This is a genomic window from Sphingomonas melonis DAPP-PG 224 (assembly GCF_000379045.1).
In the GTDB taxonomy this organism is placed as follows: domain Bacteria; phylum Pseudomonadota; class Alphaproteobacteria; order Sphingomonadales; family Sphingomonadaceae; genus Sphingomonas; species Sphingomonas aquatilis.
This window is the reverse complement of record NZ_KB900605.1, coordinates 2,698,675-2,718,647: the sequence shown is the minus strand read 5'-3', so window position 1 is coordinate 2,718,647 and position 19,973 is coordinate 2,698,675. Positions and strand designations below refer to the sequence as shown.

The following is a 19,973-nucleotide window of genomic DNA, read 5'->3' as shown; positions in this document are numbered from 1 at the left end:
TATGCAGCTATTGCGCTGTGGTAAACCCCTTGGCGATGAGGGCGCGGGTGACGCCGTTGGTCCAGCCGAACCCGTCCTGCAGCGGGTATTCGCCGCCGCCGCCGGGCAGGCGCTGCACAACGTTGTACTTTTCCAGCAGCTTGCCGCTGGCGTCATATTCGCGGGTCACGCTGGCCAGCCAGTGGGCGGCGATCCGGCGGGCGAGGGTGGTTTCGCCATAGCGTTCGAGCCCCGTGATCGCGACCCATTGCAAGGGCGCCCAGCCGTTGGGATCGTCCCATTGCTGCCCGGTGTCCACCCGCGTGGTGCGCAGCCCGCCCTCGCCGATCAGCGGGGCCAGCGCCTTGGCAGTGGCTTGGGCGCGATCGGGCGTCGCGATGCCGACGAACAGAGGGAAGGCCATGGCGGCGGTGCGCCCGCGCGCGACCGTGTCCGCGTCCAGGTCGTAATCGGCATAATAGCCGGCGGCGTTCCACAGATGGCGGTTGATCGCCACCGCGCGGGCGTCTGCCGCCGCGGTGTAGCGGCTGGCGCAGGGATCGTCCTTCAGCGTCCGGCAGTTCGTCGCGATGCTGCGTTCGAGCCCGTAGAGCAGGCTGTTGAGATCGACCGGGACGACGCGCGTCGTACGGATCGTCGCCAGCGTCTTGCCATCGGCGAGCCAGCGCGAACTAAAGTCCCAGCCGCTCTCGGCGCCGGCGCGTAGATCGCGGTAAAGGACCTTGGCGTCGCGGCCGGGGTTCGCCTGTGCGAGCAGCGCGTCCTCGCGATAGCTTTCGTCGCGGGGATCGTCGCGGTCGTCCCAATAGCGGTTGAGCAGGCTGCCGTCGCTGAGGCGGACGACGCGGGCGTTCGCCTCGCCGGCCCGCAGGCCGTCGGCGCCGCGCATCCAGAAGTCATGCTCGGCACGCAGCCAGCGCGTCCGCTGCGCCAGCGTGTCGGCGCGCTTCGACATGCCGGCGATCAGGTAGAAGAAGGGCGGCTGCGAGCGGCTGAGATAATAGGTGCGCGTGCCGTTGGGGATGCGGCCGTAGCGATCGAGCAGGCTGCCGAAATCGACGATCATGTCCTCGACCAGATCCTGCCGCCCCGATGCCTGCAAGCCCAGCATCGTGAACCAGCTGTCCCAATAATACATTTCGCGAAACCGGCCGCCGGGGACGACGAAGCGCTTCGGCAACGGCAGCGCCGACGAACCTGGGGCAACGCTCGACAGGGTGCGCGTGAGCTGCGGCCACAGCGCATCGATATGCGCCGTGAGCGAGAGTTTGGCCGAGGGTGGCGGCACGGTCGGCGTGATCGGCAGGGTGAAGTTCGCCTGCACGAAGCCTTCGAGCGCCGCGCGATCCTTGCAGGCGCACTGGCGATAGGCCTTCATGATCGCGGCATCGCTGCGCCGCGGCTGGGCGTCGGCGAAGGTCTTCGAATCAGGGAAGACGCGCTGCATCTGCACCGCGCGGAACAACTCGCCGAAGCGCTGTGCGGGCGACAGCGGCGTGGCGGCGACGAGCAGCGTCGACAGGGCAAGCAGCAGCGGGCGGATCATCATCGGCTCTCCACGATGGTTCTACGGCTCAGCGAGACGCGGCGGGTCTGGCGATCGATACGCAGCACGATCTGGGCGTCGCCGTCGGCCAGGCAAAGTTCGAAACCGGGCGCGTCGTGCCAGCGGTCCGGCGTCATGACCTCGCCATCGAGCGCGCGCCAGTCGGCGTCGGCGTAGGGGGCGACGGCGTCCAGCCGGTTGGCGGCGCGAAAGGCGGCGAGGGCGGCGACGAAATCCTCGAGATCGCGGTCACGATTCTGCCAGTCGACCCAGCCGATCGCATTGTCCTGCGCATAGGCGTTGTTGTTGCCCTGCTGCGTGCGGCCAAATTCGTCGCCGGCGGTCAGCATGATCGTGCCGCGCGAGGCGAACAGCGTGGCGAGTAGCGCGCGAAGGTCGTCACGGCGGTGCTGGCGGACGGCGGGATCGTTGCTCGGCCCCTCGACGCCATTGTTCCAGCTGAGATTGTCGCCATGGCCATCACGATTGTCCTCGCCATTGGCGTGGTTGTGGCGCTCGGCATAGCTGACCAAATCGGAGAGCGTGAAGCCATCGTGCGCCGCGAGGAAGTTAACCGTGCGCGTGTCGCCAGGACCGAAGAGATCCGCCGATCCTGCGATGCGGGTGGCCAGCTCGCCTGCGCTGCCGTCGCCGCGCCAGAAGCGGCGGACGTCGTCGCGGTAGCGGTCGTTCCACTCCAGCCAGTGGTCGGGGAAGTGGCCGAGTTGATAGCCGCCGGGGCCGATGTCCCACGGCTCGGCGATCATGACGCGGCTGGCGAGCAAAGGGTCGGCGGCGATCTCTACAAAGATCGGCGCATGGGGATCGAAGCTAGGGCCGCGGGCGAGGATCGTCGCGAGGTCGAAACGGAAGCCGTCGACCCCGCACCGGGCGAAATGGCGCAGGCTGTCGAGGATCAGCGCGCGAACCTCGGGTCGGCTGCAATCGAGCGTGTTACCCGTGCCGGTGTCGTTGACGAGGCTGCCCTCGGGCGCGTGCGCGTAATAGAGCGCCTCATCGAACCCGCGCAGCGACAATGTCGGGCCGAGGCGGTCGCTCTCGCCCGTGTGGTTGAAGACCATGTCGAGGATCACCCCGATCCCAGCGCTGCGGAGGGCGGCCACCGTTTCGACCAGTTCGGCGACGCCGCCGGGGGCGAGCCGCGGGTCGATCGCCATCGGGACGACCGGGTTATAGCCCCAGCTGTTGGTGAGGCCGAGCGGCGGCAGGTGGCGTTCGTCGATCCATGCGACGATCGGCATCAGCTCGATCGCGGCGACGTTCAAGGTCTTGAGATGCGCGATGACAGCGGGGTGGGCGAGGGCGGCGATCGTGCCCCGCTGCGACTCCGGTACGTCCGGGTGCAGCATGGTGAAGCCGCGGACGTTGAGTTCGTAGATCAGGCCCCCGGGGGTAAAGAGGGGCGCGGCGACAGGTGCGGTAGGGGGCGGCGTGACGATGGCGCGGGGGACCAGCGCGGTCGTGTCGATACCCGGCTCGCCGAGGCACGGGTCGTAGCGGAACGCCCGGTCCAGCTGGATCGCATAGGGATCGACCAGCAGTTTCGCCGGGTCGGACGCAGCGCGATAGCCGTATCGGGTGCCCACGCCGACGCCTTCGACCTCCGCATGCCAGACGCCGTCCGCACCGGTCATGGGTATCTGCCGTTCGCCGGCATCGTCGAACAGGCAAAGCGTGACCGGGGTCGCGCTCCGCACGGCGAAACGGGTGCCGCCGTCAACGACTTCGGCGCCGATCGATACGCTCACGTGATGACGTCGGGCTCGGTGCGGCCGGTGTGGCGAACGATCCCGGCGATCGCATCCGCTGCGGCGACAATATCGGCCAGCATCTCGCCGGTATCGCGGTCAAGGTCGCCGTCGGCGGGTTCGTAGCGTTCGAGATAGACGCGCAATGTCGCGCCGCTAGTGCCCGTGCCCGACAGGCGGAAGACGACGCGGCTGCCACCGTCGAACAGGATGCGCACGCCCTGGTTGCGGCTGACCGATCCGTCGGTGGGATCGGTATAGGCAAAATCATCGGCTTCGGCGACGCGCAAGCCGGCAACCTGCGTGCCGGCGAGCGTATCGAGCCTGCCGCGCAGTTCGGCCATCAGCGCATCGGCGCGATCGCTCTCCACGCCTTCATAGTCATGACGGGCGTAAAAGTTGCGGCCGTAGGTCGCCCAGTGATCGCGCGCGATCGCATCGACCGATTGGCCGCGAACGGCGAGGATGTTGAGCCACAGCAGGACCGCCCACAGGCCGTCTTTTTCCCGCACGTGGTCGGACCCAGTGCCCGCGCTTTCTTCGCCGCAGATCGTCGCCATGCCGGCGTCGAGCAGATTGCCGAAGAACTTCCATCCCGTCGGCGTCTCGAAGATCGGCAGCCCCTTGGCCGCCGCGACGCGATCGGCGGCGGCGCTGGTCGGCATCGATCGGGCGATGCCCTTCAGCCCGTCGGCATAGCCCGGCGCAAGGTGGGCATTGGCGGCGAGCATCGCGAGGCTGTCGGATGGGGTCACGAACCGGCCGCGGCCGATGATAAGGTTGCGGTCGCCGTCACCGTCCGATGCGGCACCAAAATCGGGCGCATCAGGGGCCATCATCGTCTCGTACAACGCATGCGCGTGGACGAGATTGGGGTCGGGGTGATGGCCGCCGAAATCCTCCAGCGGCGTGCCGTTGCGCACCGTGCCCTTGGCGAAGCCCAGACGGTTTTCGAGGATTTCGGTCGCATAGGGGCCGGTAACCGCGCTCATCGCGTCGAATGCCATGGTCAGGCCGGCGGCACGAATGGCGTCGAAGTCGAACAGCCGCTCCATCAGGGCGGCATAATCGGCGACCGGATCGACGATCTCGACGGTCATATCGCCGACCTGCGTTTCGCCGATCGTGTCGAGGTCGACGTCCGCCGCGTCGACGGTCAGCCAGCGGTCGATGACCTTGGTACGCTGATACAGCGCTTCGGTGACGTTTTCGGGCGCGGGGCCGCCGTTGGCGATATTGTATTTGATGCCGAAATCCTCGGTCGGGCCGCCGGGATTATGGCTCGCCGACAAAACGAGGCCGCCCAGCGCCTTGCGGATGCGGATCATGTTGCTGGCGGCGGGCGTCGACAGAATGCCGCCACGGCCGATCACCGCTCGGCCGAAACCGTTGGCGGCGGCGATGCGGATCGCCTTCTGGATCACCTCGCGATTGAGGAAGCGGCCGTCACCGCCGATGACGAGCGTCGCGCCCTGCTTGCCGTCAATGACGTCGAACACCGACTGGACGAAATTCTCGGCGTAATTGGGTTGCTGGAACACCGTCACCTTTTTGCGGAGGCCCGAGGTGCCGGGCTTCTGGTCGGTGTAGGGCTGGGTCGGGCAGGTGCGGATCATGCGTGTCCTGTCAGGGTCTTATAGAGGTCGGCGTAACGGCGGCCGCTTTGGCCCCAGGAGAAATCGGCACGCATCCCGTTGCGCTGGAGGATGCACCATAGATCGGGCCGGGCATAAGCGGCAATCGCGCGGCGGATCGCGTGCGCGAGCGTGTGGTAGCCGGTCTCGCCATGCTGGAAACCGGTGGCGACGCCGGCGGCGAGCGCCGCTTCGTTTGCATCGATGACCGTGTCGGCAAGACCGCCCGTGCGCGCGACGATCGGCACGCAGCCATAAGCGAGTCCGTACAACTGGGTCAGGCCGCACGGTTCGAAGCGCGACGGGATCAGGATGGCGTCGGCGCCGCCTTGCAGCAGATGCGAGAGCGGCTCGTCATAGCCGATCTGCACGCCGATCCGGCCGGGATAGCGTGCGGCGGCGGCAAGGAATGCCGCCTCGAGATGCGCGTCGCCCGATCCGAGCAGCGCCAGCCGTCCGCCGAGCGCGACAAGTTCGTCGAGGCATTGCGTCAGGACATCCATGCCCTTCTGCCACGTCAGGCGGCTGATGACGGTAAACAGGGGGCCGTCCCCCGCTTCCAATCCGAATACGCTTTCGATCGCGCGCTTGTTCGCCTTGCGACGGCCGAGCGCGCGGGTGGTGTAACGGCTGGGGAGGGCGGCGTCGGTTTCCGGGTTCCAGACCGCGGGGTTGATGCCGTTGACGATGCCATGGACGCGGTCGCGGCGCGCTTCGATCAGGCCTTCGAGGCCCATGCCGAAGCGACCTTCGCGGATCTCAGCCGCATAGGTCGGGCTGACGGTGGTGATCGCGTCCGCGGCGGCGAGGCCTGCCTTCAGGAACCCGACGCCACCATAATATTCGACGCCGTCGATCGCATAGGCCATTGCGGGCAGGCCGAGGTCCGTGAACACCTCCGCGCCGAACTGGCCTTGGAAGGCGATATTGTGGACGGTCATCACGCTCGCCGGGCGGCGATCGGCGTGCAGGAAGCGGAGATAGGCGGGTGCCATTGCCGCCTGCCAGTCGTGCGCGTGGAGCAGGTCGAAGCGATAACCCGGCACCACGCCCGCCGCGATTTCGGCGGCCGCGAAGGCGAACGCTGCAAACCGCTGCCAGTCGTCGGTCTGGCCATAGAGTCCGCCGGGCCGTGCGAACAATTCCGGCGCGTCGAGCACCATCAGCGGATGCTCGCCGATGTGCGACGCCAGCAGCCGCGCCTCGACGCCGAGCAGATCGGGCCAGCGATGCACGACCGTCGCACCCTTCACCGCCTTGGCGAGCGCGGGATAGCCGGGGAGCAGCGTGGACGTTGCGATCCCATGCGGGCTGACCGCGTCGGGGAGGGCACCGACGACGTCCGCCAGCCCGCCGGTCTTCACCAGCGGGAAGGCTTCGGATGCGACCGAGAGGACCGACAGGGTCACAGCGCCAGGCGGTCGATCATCGGTTGGGTGATCAGGCAGATGCCCTTGTCGGTCCGGCGGAAGCGGCGGCTGTCGAGCTCCGGGTCCTCCCCGACGATGAGCCCGTCCGGGATGACGACGCCGCGATCGAGCACCACGCGCTTCAGGCGGGCGCCGCGGCCGATGTGGCAATAGGGCAGCACCACCGCCTCGTCCAAGGCAGAGAAGCTGTGCGCGCGCACGCCGGTCGACAGCAGGCTGCGATGGATCGACGAGCCCGACACGATGCAATTGCCCGAAACCAGGCTCGACACCGCCGACCCGCGCCGGCCCTCTTCGTCATGGACGAACTTGGCGGGTGGGGTGATCTCCGAATAGGTCCAGATGGGCCATTCGTGGTCGTAGACGTCGAGCTGCGGGATGACATCGGTGAGGTCGATATTGGCCTCCCAATAGGCGTCGACCGTGCCGACGTCGCGCCAATAGGCGGCGGGCTCCTCGCTGGTGCGCACGCAGCTTGCCGAGAAGCGGTGCGCCTGCGCCTTGCCGTGCTGGACGAGGTACGGAATGATGTCCTTGCCGAAATCGCGCGCGGAGCCAGGCGTGTCGGCGTCGCGGCGCAGTTGTTCGATCAGGAACTTCGTGCGGAAGACGTAGATGCCGAGGCTGGCGAGCGCGATGTCGGGCTGGCCCGGGATCGACGGCGGATCGGCAGGCTTTTCGACGAAGTCGATGATCCGGTCGGTCTCATCGACGTGCATCACGCCGAACGCGACCGCCTCCATCCGAGGAACCTCCATGCAGGCAACCGTGACGTCGGCGCCACTGTCGCAATGCTGCTGGAGCATCACTTCGTAATCCATCTTGTAGATGTGATCGCCGGCCAGGATCACCATATATTCGACGTCATAGGCCTCGATGATGTCGATGTTCTGGTAGACCGCGTCGGCGGTGCCTTCATACCATTGGAATTCGCTGATCCGCTGGCTGGCGGGCAGGATGTCGAAGCTTTCGTTGCGTTCGGGGCGCAGGAAGTTCCAGCCGCGCTGCAAGTGGCGGATCAGCGAATGCGCCTTGTACTGGGTCGCGACGCCGATGCGGCGGATGCCCGAATTGATCGCGTTCGACAGCGCGAAATCGATGATCCGGCTCTTGCCGCCGAAATAGACCGCGGGCTTGGCGCGCGTGTCGGTCAGTTCCATCAGCCGGCTGCCGCGCCCGCCCGCCAGCACATAGGCCATCGCGTCACGCGATAGCGGCTGTCCTCGTCTGTCTACCACCGGCATCCTCCTATTATCTGTCCGTCGACCGTCCTGCCCCTGGATCGGTCAACCGTCGTATTGCAGCATGATGGTCGCGAGCGGTGGCAGTGTCACCCATGCCGCGCCGTCCTTCGCGTCAACGCCCCCCATATTGCCGAGGCCGGAGCCCCAATAATGGTGCGCGTCGGAATTGATGATCTCGCGCCAGCGTCCGTCGTGCGGCAGCGGCACGCGATAGGGTGCGCGCGCAACCGGCGTCAGGTTGGCGATCACCGCCACCGGCTTCTCGCCCGGCGCCTTGCGGAGCCAGGCGAAGACCGAATTGGCGGCATCGTCGCCGATCAGCCATTCGAAGCCCTCGCCCTCGCAGTCGCGCGCATGCAGCGCGGGCGTCTCGCGATACAGGCGATTGAGGTCGCGGACGAGATTGCGAATCCCCTCGTGCGACGACGAACAGCGCAAATGCCAGTCGAGCGCCCGATCCTCGCTCCACTCCTGTCGCTGCGCGAACTCCTGGCCCATGAACAATAGCTTCTTGCCGGGATAGCCCCACATGAAGGCGTAATAGGCGCGCAGATTCGCGAACTGCTGCCAATCGTCACCGGCCATCTTGGCGAGCAGCGAACCCTTCCCGTGGACGACCTCGTCATGGCTGAGCGGCAGCACGAAGTTCTCGTCGAAGGCATAGACCAGGCCGAAGGTGATTTCGCCATGGTGATGCCGCCGGTGGATCGGTTCACGTGCGAAATACTGGAGCGTGTCGTGCATCCAGCCCATGTTCCACTTGAACCCGAAGCCCAGGTTGGTGCGCGGCCCGTCGTCGAAGGCGGGGGTGGAGACGCCGGGCCAGCTGGTCGATTCCTCGGCGACGGTGAACACGCCGTCGCGCTTGCCGTACACCGCGCGGTTCATGTCGCGCAGGAAATGTACGGCCTCCCAATTCTCGCGGCCACCTTCGTCGTTCGGGATCCACTCGCCGGCCTTGCGGCTGTAGTCGCGGTACAGCATCGAGGCGACGGCATCCACGCGCAGCCCGTCGACGTGATAGCGTTCGGTCCAGAACAAAGCGTTGTTGATCAGGAAGCTGCGCACCTCGCGCCGCCCGAAATTGTAGATTGCGGTATTCCAGTCGGGGTGGAAGCCGAGGCGCGGGTCTTCGTGTTCGTACAGCGCGGTGCCGTCGAACCGGGCGAGGCCGTGGACATCGACGGGGAAGTGCGCGGGCACCCAATCGAGCAACACGCCGATCCCCGCTTGATGCGCACCATCGACGAAGCGAGCGAAGCCGTCCGGATCGCCGAAGCGCGCGGACGGCGCGTATAATCCGGTGGTCTGGTAACCCCATGACGGATCATAGGGGTGTTCGCTGATCGGCATGAATTCGATATGGGTGAAGCCCATGTCGACGACATAGGGGATCAGCCGATCGGCGAGCGCGTCCCACGACAGATACCAGCCGTTTTCGTCGCGATCCCAGCTGCCGGCGTGGACCTCGTAGATGCTCATCGGGACGCGGCGTGGATCGAGCCGCGACCAGCTGTCGCGGTGAACTGCGTCGCCCCAGTCATGCGCGGACGGTGCAGTAGTGATCGACGCGGTCTTCGGGCGCAGTTCGGACTGGAAGGCGAAGGGGTCCGCCTTCAGCGGTTGCAGCGTGCCGTCCGGGCCGAGGATCGCGAACTTGTAGCTGCGGCCCGCACCGATATCAGGCAGGAAAATCTCCCAGACGCCGATGTCGGCGCGGCGGCGCATCACGTGGCGGGTATCGTTCCAATCGTTGAAGTCGCCGACCACCGACACGCGCTGCGCATTGGGCGCCCAGACGGCGAAGTGCATGCCGCTTGCGCCCTGATGCTCGATCAGATGCGCGCCCATCTTGTCGTAGAGGCGGAAATGCGACCCTTCCGCGATCAGATAATCGTCGGTGGGGCCGAGCACCGGGCCGAAGCTGTACGGGTCCGTGACCCACCATTCGGCGCCATAGCCCTGCGCGCGGTACTTCACCGGCTGCGGATCACCGTCGATCGCGCCTTCGAACAGTCCATTGTCGTCGACACGGTTCACGCGACCGAGCGAGGTGCCCGACAGGTCGTACGCTTCGGCCGTTTCGGCGCCGGGGATCAGCGTGCGCGCGAACGTACCGTTCGGACCCGCGAAGACACCCAGCAGTGAAAAGGGATCGTCGTGGCGCCCGGCGAGCAGGGCAGCGATGGCGCCACGCGGCGGCTTCACATCACGTTCCAGATGTCGCGCGCATATTCACCGATCGTGCGATCCGACGAAAACCAGCCCATATTGGCGACGTTGAGGACCGCCGATCGGCCCCATGCGGCAGGATCGCTCCAGCGCGCATCGACCATGCGTTGGGCGGCGGCATAGCCGTCGAAATCGGCGGCCAGCATGAACCAGTCGTGATCGCGAATGCCGTCCATCAGTCCCCCATAACGATTTGGATCGTCCGGAGAAAACACCCCAGAGGCGATTGCGTTCACCGCCTGCGCCAATTCGCGCGACGCGCCGATCGCGTCCGTACCGCGATAGCCGCTGGCCCGCTTGTCGGCGACCTCCTCTGCAGTCAGGCCGAAGATGAAGATGTTGTTGGCGCCGACATGGTCGCGGATCTCGATATTTGCGCCGTCGAGCGTGCCGATCGTCAGCGCGCCGTTGAGCGCAAACTTCATGTTGCCGGTGCCCGATGCCTCCATGCCCGCGGTCGAAATCTGTTCGGACAGGTCGGCCGCCGGAATGATGCGTTCGGCAAGGCTGACGTTGTAATTGGGGACGAAGGCGACCTTCAACAGATCGCCGACCGCGGGATCGGCGTTGATCCGCTTGGCGACGTCGTTCGCCAGTTTGATGATAAGCTTGGCGTTGTGGTAACTCGACGCCGCCTTGCCGGCGAACAGCTTGACGCGCGGCGTCCAGTCGCGTTCCGGGTGGCTGCGGATCTGGTCGTATAGCGCGACCGTCTCGACGATGCCGAGCAGCTGGCGCTTATACTCGTGGATGCGCTTGATCTGCACGTCGAAGATCGCATCGGGATCGAGCTTGAGCTCCATCGTGTCATGCAGATACTGGCTGAGCGCCACCTTGTTCGCGCGCTTCACCGCGGCGAAGCGATCGCGGAAGCTCGCATCGTCGGCGAAGGGAGCCAGCGCGGTGAGTGCCTGCGCATCGTCGCGGAAGCCGCCGCCGATCGCGCTCTCGATCAGATCGGTGAGCCCGGGATTGCACTGCTGCAACCAGCGCCGTGGGGTGATGCCGTTGGTCTTGTTGTTGATCCGATCCGGATAGAGACGGTGAAGGTCGGCGAAGACCGTCTTCTTCATCAGATCCGTATGCAGCGCGGCCACGCCGTTGACGCTGTGGCTGCCCGCAAAGGCGAGGTTGGCCATGCGGACGCGGCGCTCGCCGCCTTCGTCGATCAGGCTGATCGCGGCGATCGCGCGATCGTCGGCACCACTTTCGCGCGCCTCGCGCAGCAGCTTGGCATTGATCGCATAGACCAATTGCATGTGCCGCGGCAGCAGCCGTTCGAACAGCGGCAGCGGCCAGCTTTCCAGCGCCTCGGGCAGCAACGTGTGGTTCGTATAACCGAAGGTCTTGCGGGTGATGTCCCACGCCTCGTCGAAGGTCAGGCCGTGGAAATCCTTCAGCAGCCGCATCAGTTCGGCGACCGACACCGCGGGGTGCGTGTCGTTGAGCTGGATCGCGGCCTTGTCCGGCAGCGTGCGGATATCGCCGAAATACTGGACGTGGCGCCGGACGATGTCCTGGATCGAGGCGGAGGAGAAGAAATATTCCTGACGCAGCCGCAGCCCCTGGCCCGCAGGCGTGCTGTCATTGGGGTAGAGGACGCGGGTCAGCGTTTCCGCCCGAAGCTGCCCGGCGAGCGCGCCTTCGAAATCGCCGGCGTTGAACTGGTCCAGCTTGATCGGATCGAACGCGCGGGCGTTCCACAGCCGCAGCGTATTAACGCGCTTGCCGCGCCAGCCGACCATCGGCGTGTCGAAGGCGACCGCCTCCACCGCTTCGGCGGGCGACCAGTGGCTGCGGCCGTCGGCCAGCGTCGTCACCTCGCCGCCGAAACCGACAAAATAGGCGCTTTCCCGCCGCTCGAACTCCCACGGATTGCCGTGCGCCAGCCAGGTTTCCGGCAGCTCGACCTGCCAGCCATCGTCCAGCCGCTGGCGGAACATGCCGTTCACGTAGCGGATGCCATAGCCATAGGCCGGCAGGTCGAGGCTCGCGAGGCTCTCCATGAAACACGCGGCCAGTCGCCCGAGGCCGCCGTTGCCGAGGGCCGCGTCCGGCTCGATCTCTTCGATCACCGCCAGGTCGACGCCGAGCGACGCCAGCGCCTGCGCGACCTCGTCGTTATGCCGCAGGTTCGACAGGGCGTCGCGCAGCAACCGCCCGATCAGGAATTCGAGGCTGAGATAATAGACCCGCTTCGCGCCCGCCGCATGCGCTTCCTTGGTCGAGCGCATCCAGCGTTCGATGATCTCGTTCCGCAGTGTGAAGATCGTCGCCGCGAGCCAATCGTGCGGGCGGGCGGCCTGCCGGTCCTTGCCGATGCGATGGACGAGGGTGTCGACGATCTCGTTAGCGAGGTCTGGGGCGAGCGCATGGGTCTGCGCAGGGGTGGATGCGGCAGCTGGTTCGGTCACGATCGATCCGGGGAAGAAGAGGGATACGCTGCCGTAACTAAACGATAGGTGCTGGCGAAAGTCACCCTTTAAATGGCCGAAGTGGCATCACAGCATGCCGACCAGCAGCGTCAGATTGAGCCCGATGATGATCGCGGCGATCAGCCAAGCGAGCAGACGCAACCAACGCGGGCTGACGAAGCGGCCCATGACGCGCGACTGGCCGGTAAACAGGACCAGCGGCACGACGGCGAAGGGCAGTTGCAGGCTGAGGATCACCTGGCTCAGCACCAGTAGCCGGGTCGCACCGCCGTCGCCGCTCGCGCCAACAACGATCACCGCCGGCACGATCGCGAGCAGCCGCGTGACGAGGCGACGCAGCCAGACGGGCAGGCGGAGCTGGAGGAAGCCCTCCATCACGATCTGCCCGGCCAGCGTGCCGGTGACGGTGGAGTTCTGGCCGGACGCGAGCAGCGCGATGCCGAACACGACGCTCGCCGCGCCGACGCCCATCATCGGGGCAAGCAAACGATAGGCCTCATCGATCTCGGCGACTTCGGTGCGGCCCGCGGTGTGGAACACCGCTGCCGCCGTCACGAGGATGGCGGCGTTGATGAAGAAGGCGAGGCCCAGCGCGATCGTGCCGTCGATCGTCGCCATCCGCGCCGCCTCGGCCTTACCGGCGTCGGTGGCCTCGAAGGCGCGGGTCTGGACGATCGAGGAATGGAGGTAGAGGTTGTGCGGCATCACCGTCGCGCCGAGGATGCCGATCGCGAGGTACAATTTGGCTGGATCGGTGACGATGCCGGGGCTGGGGACGAGGCCCGCGAGCATCGCGCCGACGTCCGGCTTTGCGTGGAACAGCTCGAACGCGAAGCAGCCCGCGATGATGACGAGCAGCGCGATGATGAACGCTTCGATCTTGCGGAAACCATAGCGTTGCAGCGCCAGGATCAGGAACACGTCGAGCGAGGTCAGGATCACGCCCCAGACCAGCGGGATGCCGAACAGCAGCTTCAGCGCGATCGCCGTGCCCAGCACTTCGGCCAGGTCGCAGGCGATGATCGCGACCTCCGCCAGCGCCCACAGCGCGAACGACACCGGCCGGCTGTAATAGGCCCGGCAGGCCTGTGCGAGGTCGAGGCCGGAGGCGACGCCCAGTCGGGCCGAGAGCGCCTGCAACACGATCGCCATCAGGTTCGACAGCAGAATGACCGACAGCAAGGTGTAACCGAAGGCGGACCCGCCGGCGATGTCGGTCGCCCAATTGCCGGGGTCCATATAACCGACGGCGACGAGGAAGCCCGGCCCCATGAAGGCCGCCAGCCGCCGCCAGCCCGATCCGCCGGTCGGCACCGAGACGCTGCGATGGCTGCCGATCAGCGAGGGCGCGGGCGAGGTGGCGGGGGGCGTCATCTCCGCGGTCTGTGCGGCAAGCGCGTCACGACCGCAAGTGTCGCACGCGACGCGAAAAACTTCGTTGCGCGCTCGGCCGGCGGTTGGGTCAGACAGCCTTGATCGTCAGATAGACCAAGGTTTGGGTCAGCAGCATATAAGCGATCTCGCCGAACGACATCGGCCCCGCGACATCCGCTGTGCGCTTGCCCGCAAGACGGGCGTAATTGTAGTTGAGGATGCAGTTGCAGGCGAAGGCGAGCGTGTCATGCCGTTCGCCGAGCTGCTCAGCGAACAGCGTCTCATAATCCTTGATCGGCTTGGCGAAGCGATAGGTGATGTGGGGGAACACCGGCGCGAAAAACGTGACGTGGCCGGTGTCCGCCGCGATGCCGGCCGTCGCCACGTTTATCATCGCGCCGTTATAGTCGGCGACGAGCGGCAACCGCGTATCGATGCCATGGTCCGCGATATGGTCGATCAGGCGCTTGCGAACGCCATCGACGTAAACGTGTTCGACGGTGAAACCGGTATCGGCGCCGTCTTCGTCTCCGAAGGTCAGCGCTGGGCCGTCGCCGGGTTCGAACAGGTTGACGATATCGACGTCGGCATAATGGCTGTCGGGCAGCGCGACGTGCATGACCACGGCGTCGGTGCCGGAGATCTGCCCGGTCGCGCCGTCAATCACCTTGGGACTGTCGGTGTCGAGACGATCGAGCGCGGCCCCCGTGACCCAGCCGACCAGCGGGCGGCGGAACACCCCGGGCCATTCGCCGCTGCGCAGCGCGAACGCCTGATGCGCTGGGCTCTGCGAGGGCAGCAGGATGACGGTAAAGCCGTTGTCGGGGCCTCCGTCCGCCAGCGTCGACAGCGCATCGGCCGGCAGCAGGTGTTGCGCATGAACGGCCGCCATGTCTGGCAGGCGTTGCACGAAGATGCGGTCGCGATCGAATGTGCCGCCGGCTTCATGCGTCATGAAATAAGGGATGGTGCCGCCGATCCACCGGCCTTGCGGCAGCGCAGCGAGCAGCTGCTCTTCGCCGGCCAGCAGCAGGGCATCGCCAGCGGCGATCATCGCGCCGACCTCGTCAACGCTGTAGAGCGAACGGTCGGCGGCAGGCTGATCCGGGCTGTTGGTCATCGCGCGCTGGCCTCTGCGATGGTGGCATAATCAGGGGCCGCGAACCGGGCATTGTCGCGGAAGAAGGTGCGCAGTTCGGCAACGATGTCCGCCTTGTCGGCGGTTCCGTCGCGATAGGCATGCGTCAGTCGGATCATCAGGATCCGAAGGGCCAGGCAGCGATAGGTCGGCTTGATCTCGCCCAACAGCAGCCGATGCCACAAGGGATCGGAGGCTGGTGCGATATCGACTGTCGTTGTCATCAAGCCTCCTCTCGCGCAGCGTGCCTCTTCCGATGACCATACACTGATCTGTGTTAATCAGATGTAATCGCACGATCTTATTCGAAAACGTGCACCGTCACACCGGAGCGGCGTCGACGTCCGGCCCGGCGCCGTAATGATGCCAGGTGAAGATCGCGAGCGCCCCGCGATGCGGCCGCCACGCCTCGGCGAGCGCGCGAACCTGCTTTTCGGACGGGCGGGCGTCATGACCCAGCAGACGGCCGACCTCGATCTGCACGGCGAGGTCGCCGGCAGGCCAGATGTCGGGGCGCCCCTCCGCAAATAGGAGATAGATTTCGGCCGACCATCGCCCGATCCCCTTGACGCGGACGAGCTGCGCAATCGCCTCTTCGTCATCCTCGGGTAGCGCATCGAGGTTTAGGCGACCGCTCGTCACCTCCTCGGCAAGGCTGCGCGCATATCCCGCCTTCTGGCGCGAAAGCCCCGCCGCACGCAGCGTCTCGTCGCTGGCGGCGAGGATGGTATGCGGATCGCCCGGATCGCCCACCAGTGATTCGAGCTTGCGATAGACGGCATTCGCCGATGCGACGCTGACCTGTTGGCCGATGATCGTGCGCAGCAGTGTGATATAGCCCCGCGCGCGCAGCCGCGGCGGCGGATAGCCGACGCGGGCGAGCCCAGCGGCAAAGGCGGGTTCGGCGGCGGCGAGGGCGTCCATGCTCGCGCGGATTTGCTCGGCGCTCAGGCCCATGCTTGATCCTGGGGCGGTGGCGAGGCATGGCCCGCGGCAACTCTAGGGGAGATTATCATGCCCAAGCTTATCGTTGTCACGCGCGAGGGGGAAGAACGCGAAATCAACAGCGAGGCCGGTTTGTCGGTGATGGAAGTCATCCGCGACGCCGGCATCGACGAACTGCTGGCGCTGTGCGGCGGCTGCTGCAGCTGCGCGACCTGTCACGTCCATGTCGACCCGGCCTTCGCCGACCAATTGCCCGCGATGAGCCCGGACGAGGACGACCTGCTCGATTCGAGCGACGAGCGCAACGCGACGTCGCGCCTGTCGTGCCAGCTGCCGTTCACCGATGCGCTCGACGGCCTGAAGGTGACGATCGCCGGCGAGGATTGAGGGGCCCGGCATCCTAATGTCGTCATTCCCGCCTGCGCGGGGATGACGACGTTCACATGGCCTTATCGCGCCGCTACCGCATACAGTGCGATCGCCGCGGCGTTCGAGACGTTCAGGCTTTCCACCTTGTCGCTGATCGGCAGCTTGGCGAGTTCGTCGCAATGCGCCTCGGTATTCTGGCGCATGCCTTCGCCTTCCGCGCCGAGCACAATGCAGATGCGCTGCGTCCCCATTGCCTCGGCCAGCGTCTGATTGGCGTGGCCGGTCAGGCCGATGCGCCAGAAGCCGGCTTCGGCGATCTCTTCCAATGCGCGTGCCAGATTGACGACGCGGCACCACGGCACCGTTTCCAACGCACCCGAGGCCGAGCGCGCAACCGTGCCGCTTTCGGGCGGTGCGTGCCGGTCCTGCGTGACGATGCCCAGTGCGTCGAACGCCGCCGCCGAACGCAGGATCGCGCCGACATTGTGCGGGTCGGTCACCTGATCGAGCACGATCAGCGGGCGGTTGTCGTCCTTGCCCTCCATCAGCAGGTCGGCCAGCCACATCTCCTCGAGCGGTTCGACCTCGGCGACGAGGCCCTGGTGCGGCGCGTCCGATGGCACCAGCCGGCCGAGGTCCGCGGCGTCGGCATAGACGACCGGCATCGCGGGCGGCAGGTCGAGCGACGACAGCGCCTCGCGCGTGCCCCAGATCTTGCGCACGGTGCGGTTGGGGTTGGCGAGCGCCGCCGTCACCGGGTGGCGACCCCAGAATTTGGGGCGATTGGCGGTGCCCGTCGACGGGCGATGGCCGCGGCGCGCCATCAGCGCAGGCCGCCGGAAACGGAGGGGAAGGGGGCGTAAGTCATCGCCGGCCTGCTAGGCCGCGACGGCGGAGCACGCAAGCTGTGCAGCTTATGCACAGTTTTGTGGGCAAAGCGGCGTTGACAGGCGCGTCGCCCCACGCCAATAGGCCGCCTCGCTTCGGCGAAGCTCCCATCTGGACAGGTGGCCGAGTGGTTAAAGGCAGCAGACTGTAAATCTGCCCGTGCAAGCGTACGCTGGTTCGAATCCAGCCCTGTCCACCATCCTTCCCGACGCAGGGAAGGCCGATCCCCACCGCCGGATCGCTCTTCACCATCACAGCGACGTCGTCCCCAGCGGATGCCCGCGTGCATGCGGCGCACGCCGGAAAGACACTTATCTAGTTGAATCTACGGGCGTAACGACTGGAACGCTGGTTGCTACGTCGGGTTGGTGCCCCTCTTCTCGAGGGAGCTGAGGATGACCTATCCACGCGACGACGCGCCACCGACGACGTCGAAACATGGCGATGCCGCCGATGCTGCAACCGAATCGCTGATCAATGCCAAAGGCTCGTCCGCGATCGCAACGGCGGTGACGATCAATCGGCCGGTGGCCGAGGTCTATGCCTACTTCCGCGACTTCGCGAACCTGCCGAGCTTCATGGAGAATGTCGTCTCGATCGAGGTGACGCACGATAAGACCTCGCATTGGACCGTGAAGGCGCCCGCCGGCGCCACGGTGTCGTGGGACGCGCGGATCACGCAGGAAGAACCGGATCGGCTGATCGCCTGGACGTCCGAGCCCGGTGCCGATGTGCCCAACTCGGGCCGGGTCACGTTCCGCGATGCGGGCCCGCGCGGGACGGTCGTCACCGCGACGATCGCTTATGATCCGCCCGGCGGGGTGATCGGCAAAGTCATCGCCAAGATGTTCCAGCGCGAACCCGCGATCCAGGCGCGTCGCGACCTGGCGCGCTTCAAGCAGCTGATGGAGGCGGGCGAGATCGCCACGCCCGCGATGACGCTCAAGCAATTCGAGGAGATGGGGCTGTGAAAGCGCTCGCATGGCACGGCAAGCATGACGTCCGCATGGATACGGTCGACGATCCCGAAATCGTCAACCCGCGCGATTGCATCATCAAGGTAACCTCCACCGCAATCTGTGGATCCGATCTGCATCTGTACGATGGCTATATTCCGACGATGAAGGCGGGGGATGTCCTGGGCCACGAGTTCATGGGCGAGGTGGTCGAGGTCGGCGCGAAGTCGACGCTGAAAAAGGGGCAGCGCGTCGTCGTGCCCTTCACCATCGCCTGCGGCAGCTGCTTTCATTGCGGCAAGCACCAATATTCCGCCTGTCCCAACGGCCTGCCCGCCGACAATCAGGATATCGCGCGCGAGCTGTACGGGCATGAGATGTCGGCGCTGTTTGGATACAGCCACATGACCGGCGGCTATGCGGGCGGTCAGGCCGAGTATGTCCGCGTACCGTTCAGCGATGTCGGGCCGATCGTCATCCCGGACGGTGTGGAGGACGACAAGGTGTTGTTCCTCAGCGACATCCTGCCGACCGGCTGGCAAGCGGCCGAATATGCGCAGATCGAACCCGGCGACACGGTCGCGGTCTGGGGCTGCGGGCCGGTGGGGCTGTTCGCGGTACAGTCGGCGTTCCTGATGGGGGCCGAGCGCGTCATCGCGATCGATCATTTCCCGAACCGGTTGGAGTTAGCCAAGCGCTTCGGGGCGGAGACGATCAATTTCGAAGATAGTGCGACCTATGACGCGCTGATGGAAATGACCGGTGGTATCGGTCCCGACGCGGTGATCGACGCGGTGGGGTTGGAGGCGCACGGGATGTTCGTCGACAACGTCATCGATCAGATCAAGGCGTCCACCTTCCTCGGCACCGATCGGCCGCATTCGATCCGCCAGGCGATCATCGCTTGCCGCAAGGGCGGACGCGTGTCGATGCCGGCGGTCTACGGGGGCTTCGTCGACAAGTTTCCGCTCGGCGCGTTCATGGAAAAGGGGCTGACGCTGAAGACCGGCCAGACCCACGTCCAGCATTACATGCCCGCACTCCTGAACGCGATCATGGAGGGCAAGATCGACACCGAATTCCTGATCTCTCACCGCATGCCGCTGATGGACGCGCCCAAGGGCTACAAGATGTTCAAGGACCAGCAGAATGAGACGACAAAGATCGTGCTGAAGCCCGGCATGACGGCCACCTCATAAGGAACGCGACATCATGGCACATCCCTTTGCGATCATTACCGGCGCCTCGACCGGCATCGGCTTCGAGCTCGCCACGCTGGCGGCCAAAAACGGCTATGACATTCTGGTCGTCGCGGACGAGCCGTTGATCGAGGCGGCGGCGGAGGACTTTCGCCAGTTCGGCACCGAGGTACGCTCCGTCGAGGCCGACCTGTCGACCCTGCAGGGTGTCGATGAACTGCTCGCGACCGCAGAGGGGCGGCCGGTGGACTTGCTGTGTGCCAATGCCGGCCGGGGACTTGGTCACGCCTTCCTCGATCAGCGTGTCGAAGATTGGCGCCGTGTGGTCGACACCAACATCGTCGGCACCAGCTATCTGTTGCAAAAGGTGCTGGCCGACATGGTCGCGCGCAATTCGGGCAAGGTGCTGGTGACCGGCTCGATCGCAGGCTACATCCCCGGTGCGTTCCAAGCGGTGTACAACGGCACCAAGGCGTTCGTGGATAGTTTCGTCGCCGCGATCCAGAACGAGATCAAGGACGCGGACGGCGTCTCGCTCACCAATCTGATGCCCGGCCCCGTCGACACCGAATTCTTCGCGCGCGGCGATATGCTCGACACGTCGGTCGGTAGCGATCCGAAGAAGAGCGACCCCGCCGACGTCGCCCGCGATGGCTGGGACGCGCTGATGGCCGGCAAGGCGCAGGTCGTGTCCGGCTGGAAAAACAAGATCCAGTCCGCCGTCGCGAACGTCACACCGAACGCCGTACTCGCGGAGCGCCACCGCGCCATGGCCGAGCCGGGAACGGCGAAGGACTGAACGACGAACGCTCGC

The 19,973-nt window shown here is 66.0% G+C and carries 16 protein-coding genes and 1 tRNA gene; 5 read left to right on the top strand and 12 right to left on the bottom strand.

All coding sequences use genetic code 11. The features are described from left to right. Positions 1–7: 7 nt before the first annotated feature. From treA to SPHME3_RS0113095, 11 genes are all read right to left on the bottom strand, one after another. Complete coding sequence (gene treA / locus SPHME3_RS0113145; RefSeq protein ID WP_017978737.1) at positions 8–1,549, bottom strand: alpha,alpha-trehalase TreA; 1,542 nt, start codon at positions 1,547–1,549, stop codon at positions 8–10. Next, positions 1,546–3,315, bottom strand: coding sequence for a glycogen debranching protein GlgX (gene glgX, locus SPHME3_RS0113140; protein ID WP_017978738.1), 1,770 nt, complete (start codon positions 3,313–3,315; stop codon positions 1,546–1,548). The genes treA and glgX overlap by 4 nt, the downstream gene beginning before the upstream one ends. Next, positions 3,312–4,931, bottom strand: a complete 1,620-nt coding sequence (locus SPHME3_RS0113135) for an alpha-D-glucose phosphate-specific phosphoglucomutase (protein ID WP_017978739.1) — start codon at positions 4,929–4,931, stop codon at positions 3,312–3,314. The genes glgX and SPHME3_RS0113135 overlap by 4 nt, the downstream gene beginning before the upstream one ends. After that, complete coding sequence (glgA, locus tag SPHME3_RS0113130; protein WP_017978740.1) at positions 4,928–6,358, bottom strand: glycogen synthase GlgA; 1,431 nt, start codon at positions 6,356–6,358, stop codon at positions 4,928–4,930. The genes SPHME3_RS0113135 and glgA overlap by 4 nt, the downstream gene beginning before the upstream one ends. Next, the gene (gene glgC, locus SPHME3_RS0113125) at positions 6,355–7,617 is read right to left on the bottom strand and encodes a glucose-1-phosphate adenylyltransferase (protein ID WP_257785364.1); all 1,263 of its coding nucleotides are present in this window, start codon (positions 7,615–7,617) and stop codon (positions 6,355–6,357) included. The genes glgA and glgC overlap by 4 nt, the downstream gene beginning before the upstream one ends. A gap of 48 nt (positions 7,618–7,665) precedes the next feature. After that, entirely contained in the window at positions 7,666–9,831 is a 2,166-nt protein-coding gene (gene glgB, locus SPHME3_RS0113120) for a 1,4-alpha-glucan branching protein GlgB (protein ID WP_017978742.1), read from the bottom strand. Further along, positions 9,828–12,269 (bottom strand): glycogen/starch/alpha-glucan phosphorylase, encoded by a 2,442-nt coding sequence (locus SPHME3_RS0113115; protein WP_017978743.1) that lies wholly within the window; start codon positions 12,267–12,269, stop codon positions 9,828–9,830. Before SPHME3_RS0113115 ends, glgB begins: the two co-directional genes overlap by 4 nt. 87 nt (positions 12,270–12,356) lie before the next feature. Then, on the bottom strand, positions 12,357–13,664 hold the full coding sequence (locus SPHME3_RS0113110; protein ID WP_017978744.1) for an Nramp family divalent metal transporter: 1,308 nt from the start codon (positions 13,662–13,664) through the stop codon (positions 12,357–12,359). Positions 13,665–13,752: 88 nt separating this feature from the next. Further along, the gene (locus SPHME3_RS0113105) at positions 13,753–14,784 is read right to left on the bottom strand and encodes a DUF6976 family protein (RefSeq protein ID WP_017978745.1); all 1,032 of its coding nucleotides are present in this window, start codon (positions 14,782–14,784) and stop codon (positions 13,753–13,755) included. Further along, the gene (locus tag SPHME3_RS0113100; protein ID WP_020486490.1) at positions 14,781–15,026 is read right to left on the bottom strand and encodes a hypothetical protein; all 246 of its coding nucleotides are present in this window, start codon (positions 15,024–15,026) and stop codon (positions 14,781–14,783) included. The genes SPHME3_RS0113105 and SPHME3_RS0113100 overlap by 4 nt, the downstream gene beginning before the upstream one ends. 97 nt (positions 15,027–15,123) lie before the next feature. Then, positions 15,124–15,759, bottom strand: a complete 636-nt coding sequence (locus SPHME3_RS0113095) for a DNA-3-methyladenine glycosylase family protein (protein ID WP_017978747.1) — start codon at positions 15,757–15,759, stop codon at positions 15,124–15,126. A 57-nt stretch (positions 15,760–15,816) separates the two neighbouring features. Here SPHME3_RS0113095 and SPHME3_RS0113090 point away from each other — a divergent pair, with 57 nt between their 5' ends. Continuing rightward, on the top strand, positions 15,817–16,134 hold the full coding sequence (locus SPHME3_RS0113090; RefSeq protein ID WP_017978748.1) for a 2Fe-2S iron-sulfur cluster-binding protein: 318 nt from the start codon (positions 15,817–15,819) through the stop codon (positions 16,132–16,134). A gap of 62 nt (positions 16,135–16,196) precedes the next feature. Here the strand turns inward: SPHME3_RS0113090 and rlmB are convergent, their stop codons facing one another. Beyond that, the gene (gene rlmB / locus SPHME3_RS0113085; RefSeq protein ID WP_017978749.1) at positions 16,197–16,940 is read right to left on the bottom strand and encodes a 23S rRNA (guanosine(2251)-2'-O)-methyltransferase RlmB; all 744 of its coding nucleotides are present in this window, start codon (positions 16,938–16,940) and stop codon (positions 16,197–16,199) included. Positions 16,941–17,117: 177 nt separating this feature from the next. Between rlmB and SPHME3_RS0113080 the strand changes: the two genes are divergently transcribed. The 4 genes from SPHME3_RS0113080 to SPHME3_RS0113065 all read left to right on the top strand — a co-directional run bounded on the left by SPHME3_RS0113080 (position 17,118) and on the right by SPHME3_RS0113065 (position 19,958). After that, positions 17,118–17,203, top strand: a tRNA-Tyr gene (locus SPHME3_RS0113080). A 196-nt stretch (positions 17,204–17,399) separates the two neighbouring features. After that, positions 17,400–17,975, top strand: coding sequence for an SRPBCC family protein (locus tag SPHME3_RS0113075; RefSeq protein ID WP_017978750.1), 576 nt, complete (start codon positions 17,400–17,402; stop codon positions 17,973–17,975). After that, positions 17,972–19,159 carry a zinc-dependent alcohol dehydrogenase gene (locus tag SPHME3_RS0113070; RefSeq protein WP_017978751.1) on the top strand — a complete coding sequence of 396 codons (1,188 nt, stop codon included), beginning with the start codon at positions 17,972–17,974 and terminating at the stop codon, positions 19,157–19,159. Before SPHME3_RS0113075 ends, SPHME3_RS0113070 begins: the two co-directional genes overlap by 4 nt. A gap of 13 nt (positions 19,160–19,172) precedes the next feature. After that, positions 19,173–19,958 carry an SDR family NAD(P)-dependent oxidoreductase gene (locus SPHME3_RS0113065; RefSeq protein WP_017978752.1) on the top strand — a complete coding sequence of 262 codons (786 nt, stop codon included), beginning with the start codon at positions 19,173–19,175 and terminating at the stop codon, positions 19,956–19,958. Positions 19,959–19,973 lie beyond the last annotated feature (15 nt).

Excerpts from the sequence above, each read along its gene's own strand:
- treA (WP_017978737.1), bottom strand. The coding sequence starts at position 1,549 with ATGATGATCCGCCCGCTGCTGCTTGCCCTGTCGACGCTGCTCGTCGCC.
- SPHME3_RS0113135 (WP_017978739.1), bottom strand. The coding sequence starts at position 4,931 with ATGATCCGCACCTGCCCGACCCAGCCCTACACCGACCAGAAGCCCGGC.
- SPHME3_RS0113110 (WP_017978744.1), bottom strand. The coding sequence starts at position 13,664 with ATGACGCCCCCCGCCACCTCGCCCGCGCCCTCGCTGATCGGCAGCCAT.
- SPHME3_RS0113105 (WP_017978745.1), bottom strand. The coding sequence starts at position 14,784 with ATGACCAACAGCCCGGATCAGCCTGCCGCCGACCGTTCGCTCTACAGC.
- SPHME3_RS0113100 (WP_020486490.1), bottom strand. The coding sequence starts at position 15,026 with ATGACAACGACAGTCGATATCGCACCAGCCTCCGATCCCTTGTGGCAT.
- SPHME3_RS0113095 (WP_017978747.1), bottom strand. The coding sequence starts at position 15,759 with ATGGGCCTGAGCGCCGAGCAAATCCGCGCGAGCATGGACGCCCTCGCC.
- SPHME3_RS0113090 (WP_017978748.1), top strand. The coding sequence starts at position 15,817 with ATGCCCAAGCTTATCGTTGTCACGCGCGAGGGGGAAGAACGCGAAATC.
- rlmB (WP_017978749.1), bottom strand. The coding sequence starts at position 16,940 with ATGGCGCGCCGCGGCCATCGCCCGTCGACGGGCACCGCCAATCGCCCC.
- SPHME3_RS0113075 (WP_017978750.1), top strand. The coding sequence starts at position 17,400 with ATGACCTATCCACGCGACGACGCGCCACCGACGACGTCGAAACATGGC.
- SPHME3_RS0113065 (WP_017978752.1), top strand. The coding sequence starts at position 19,173 with ATGGCACATCCCTTTGCGATCATTACCGGCGCCTCGACCGGCATCGGC.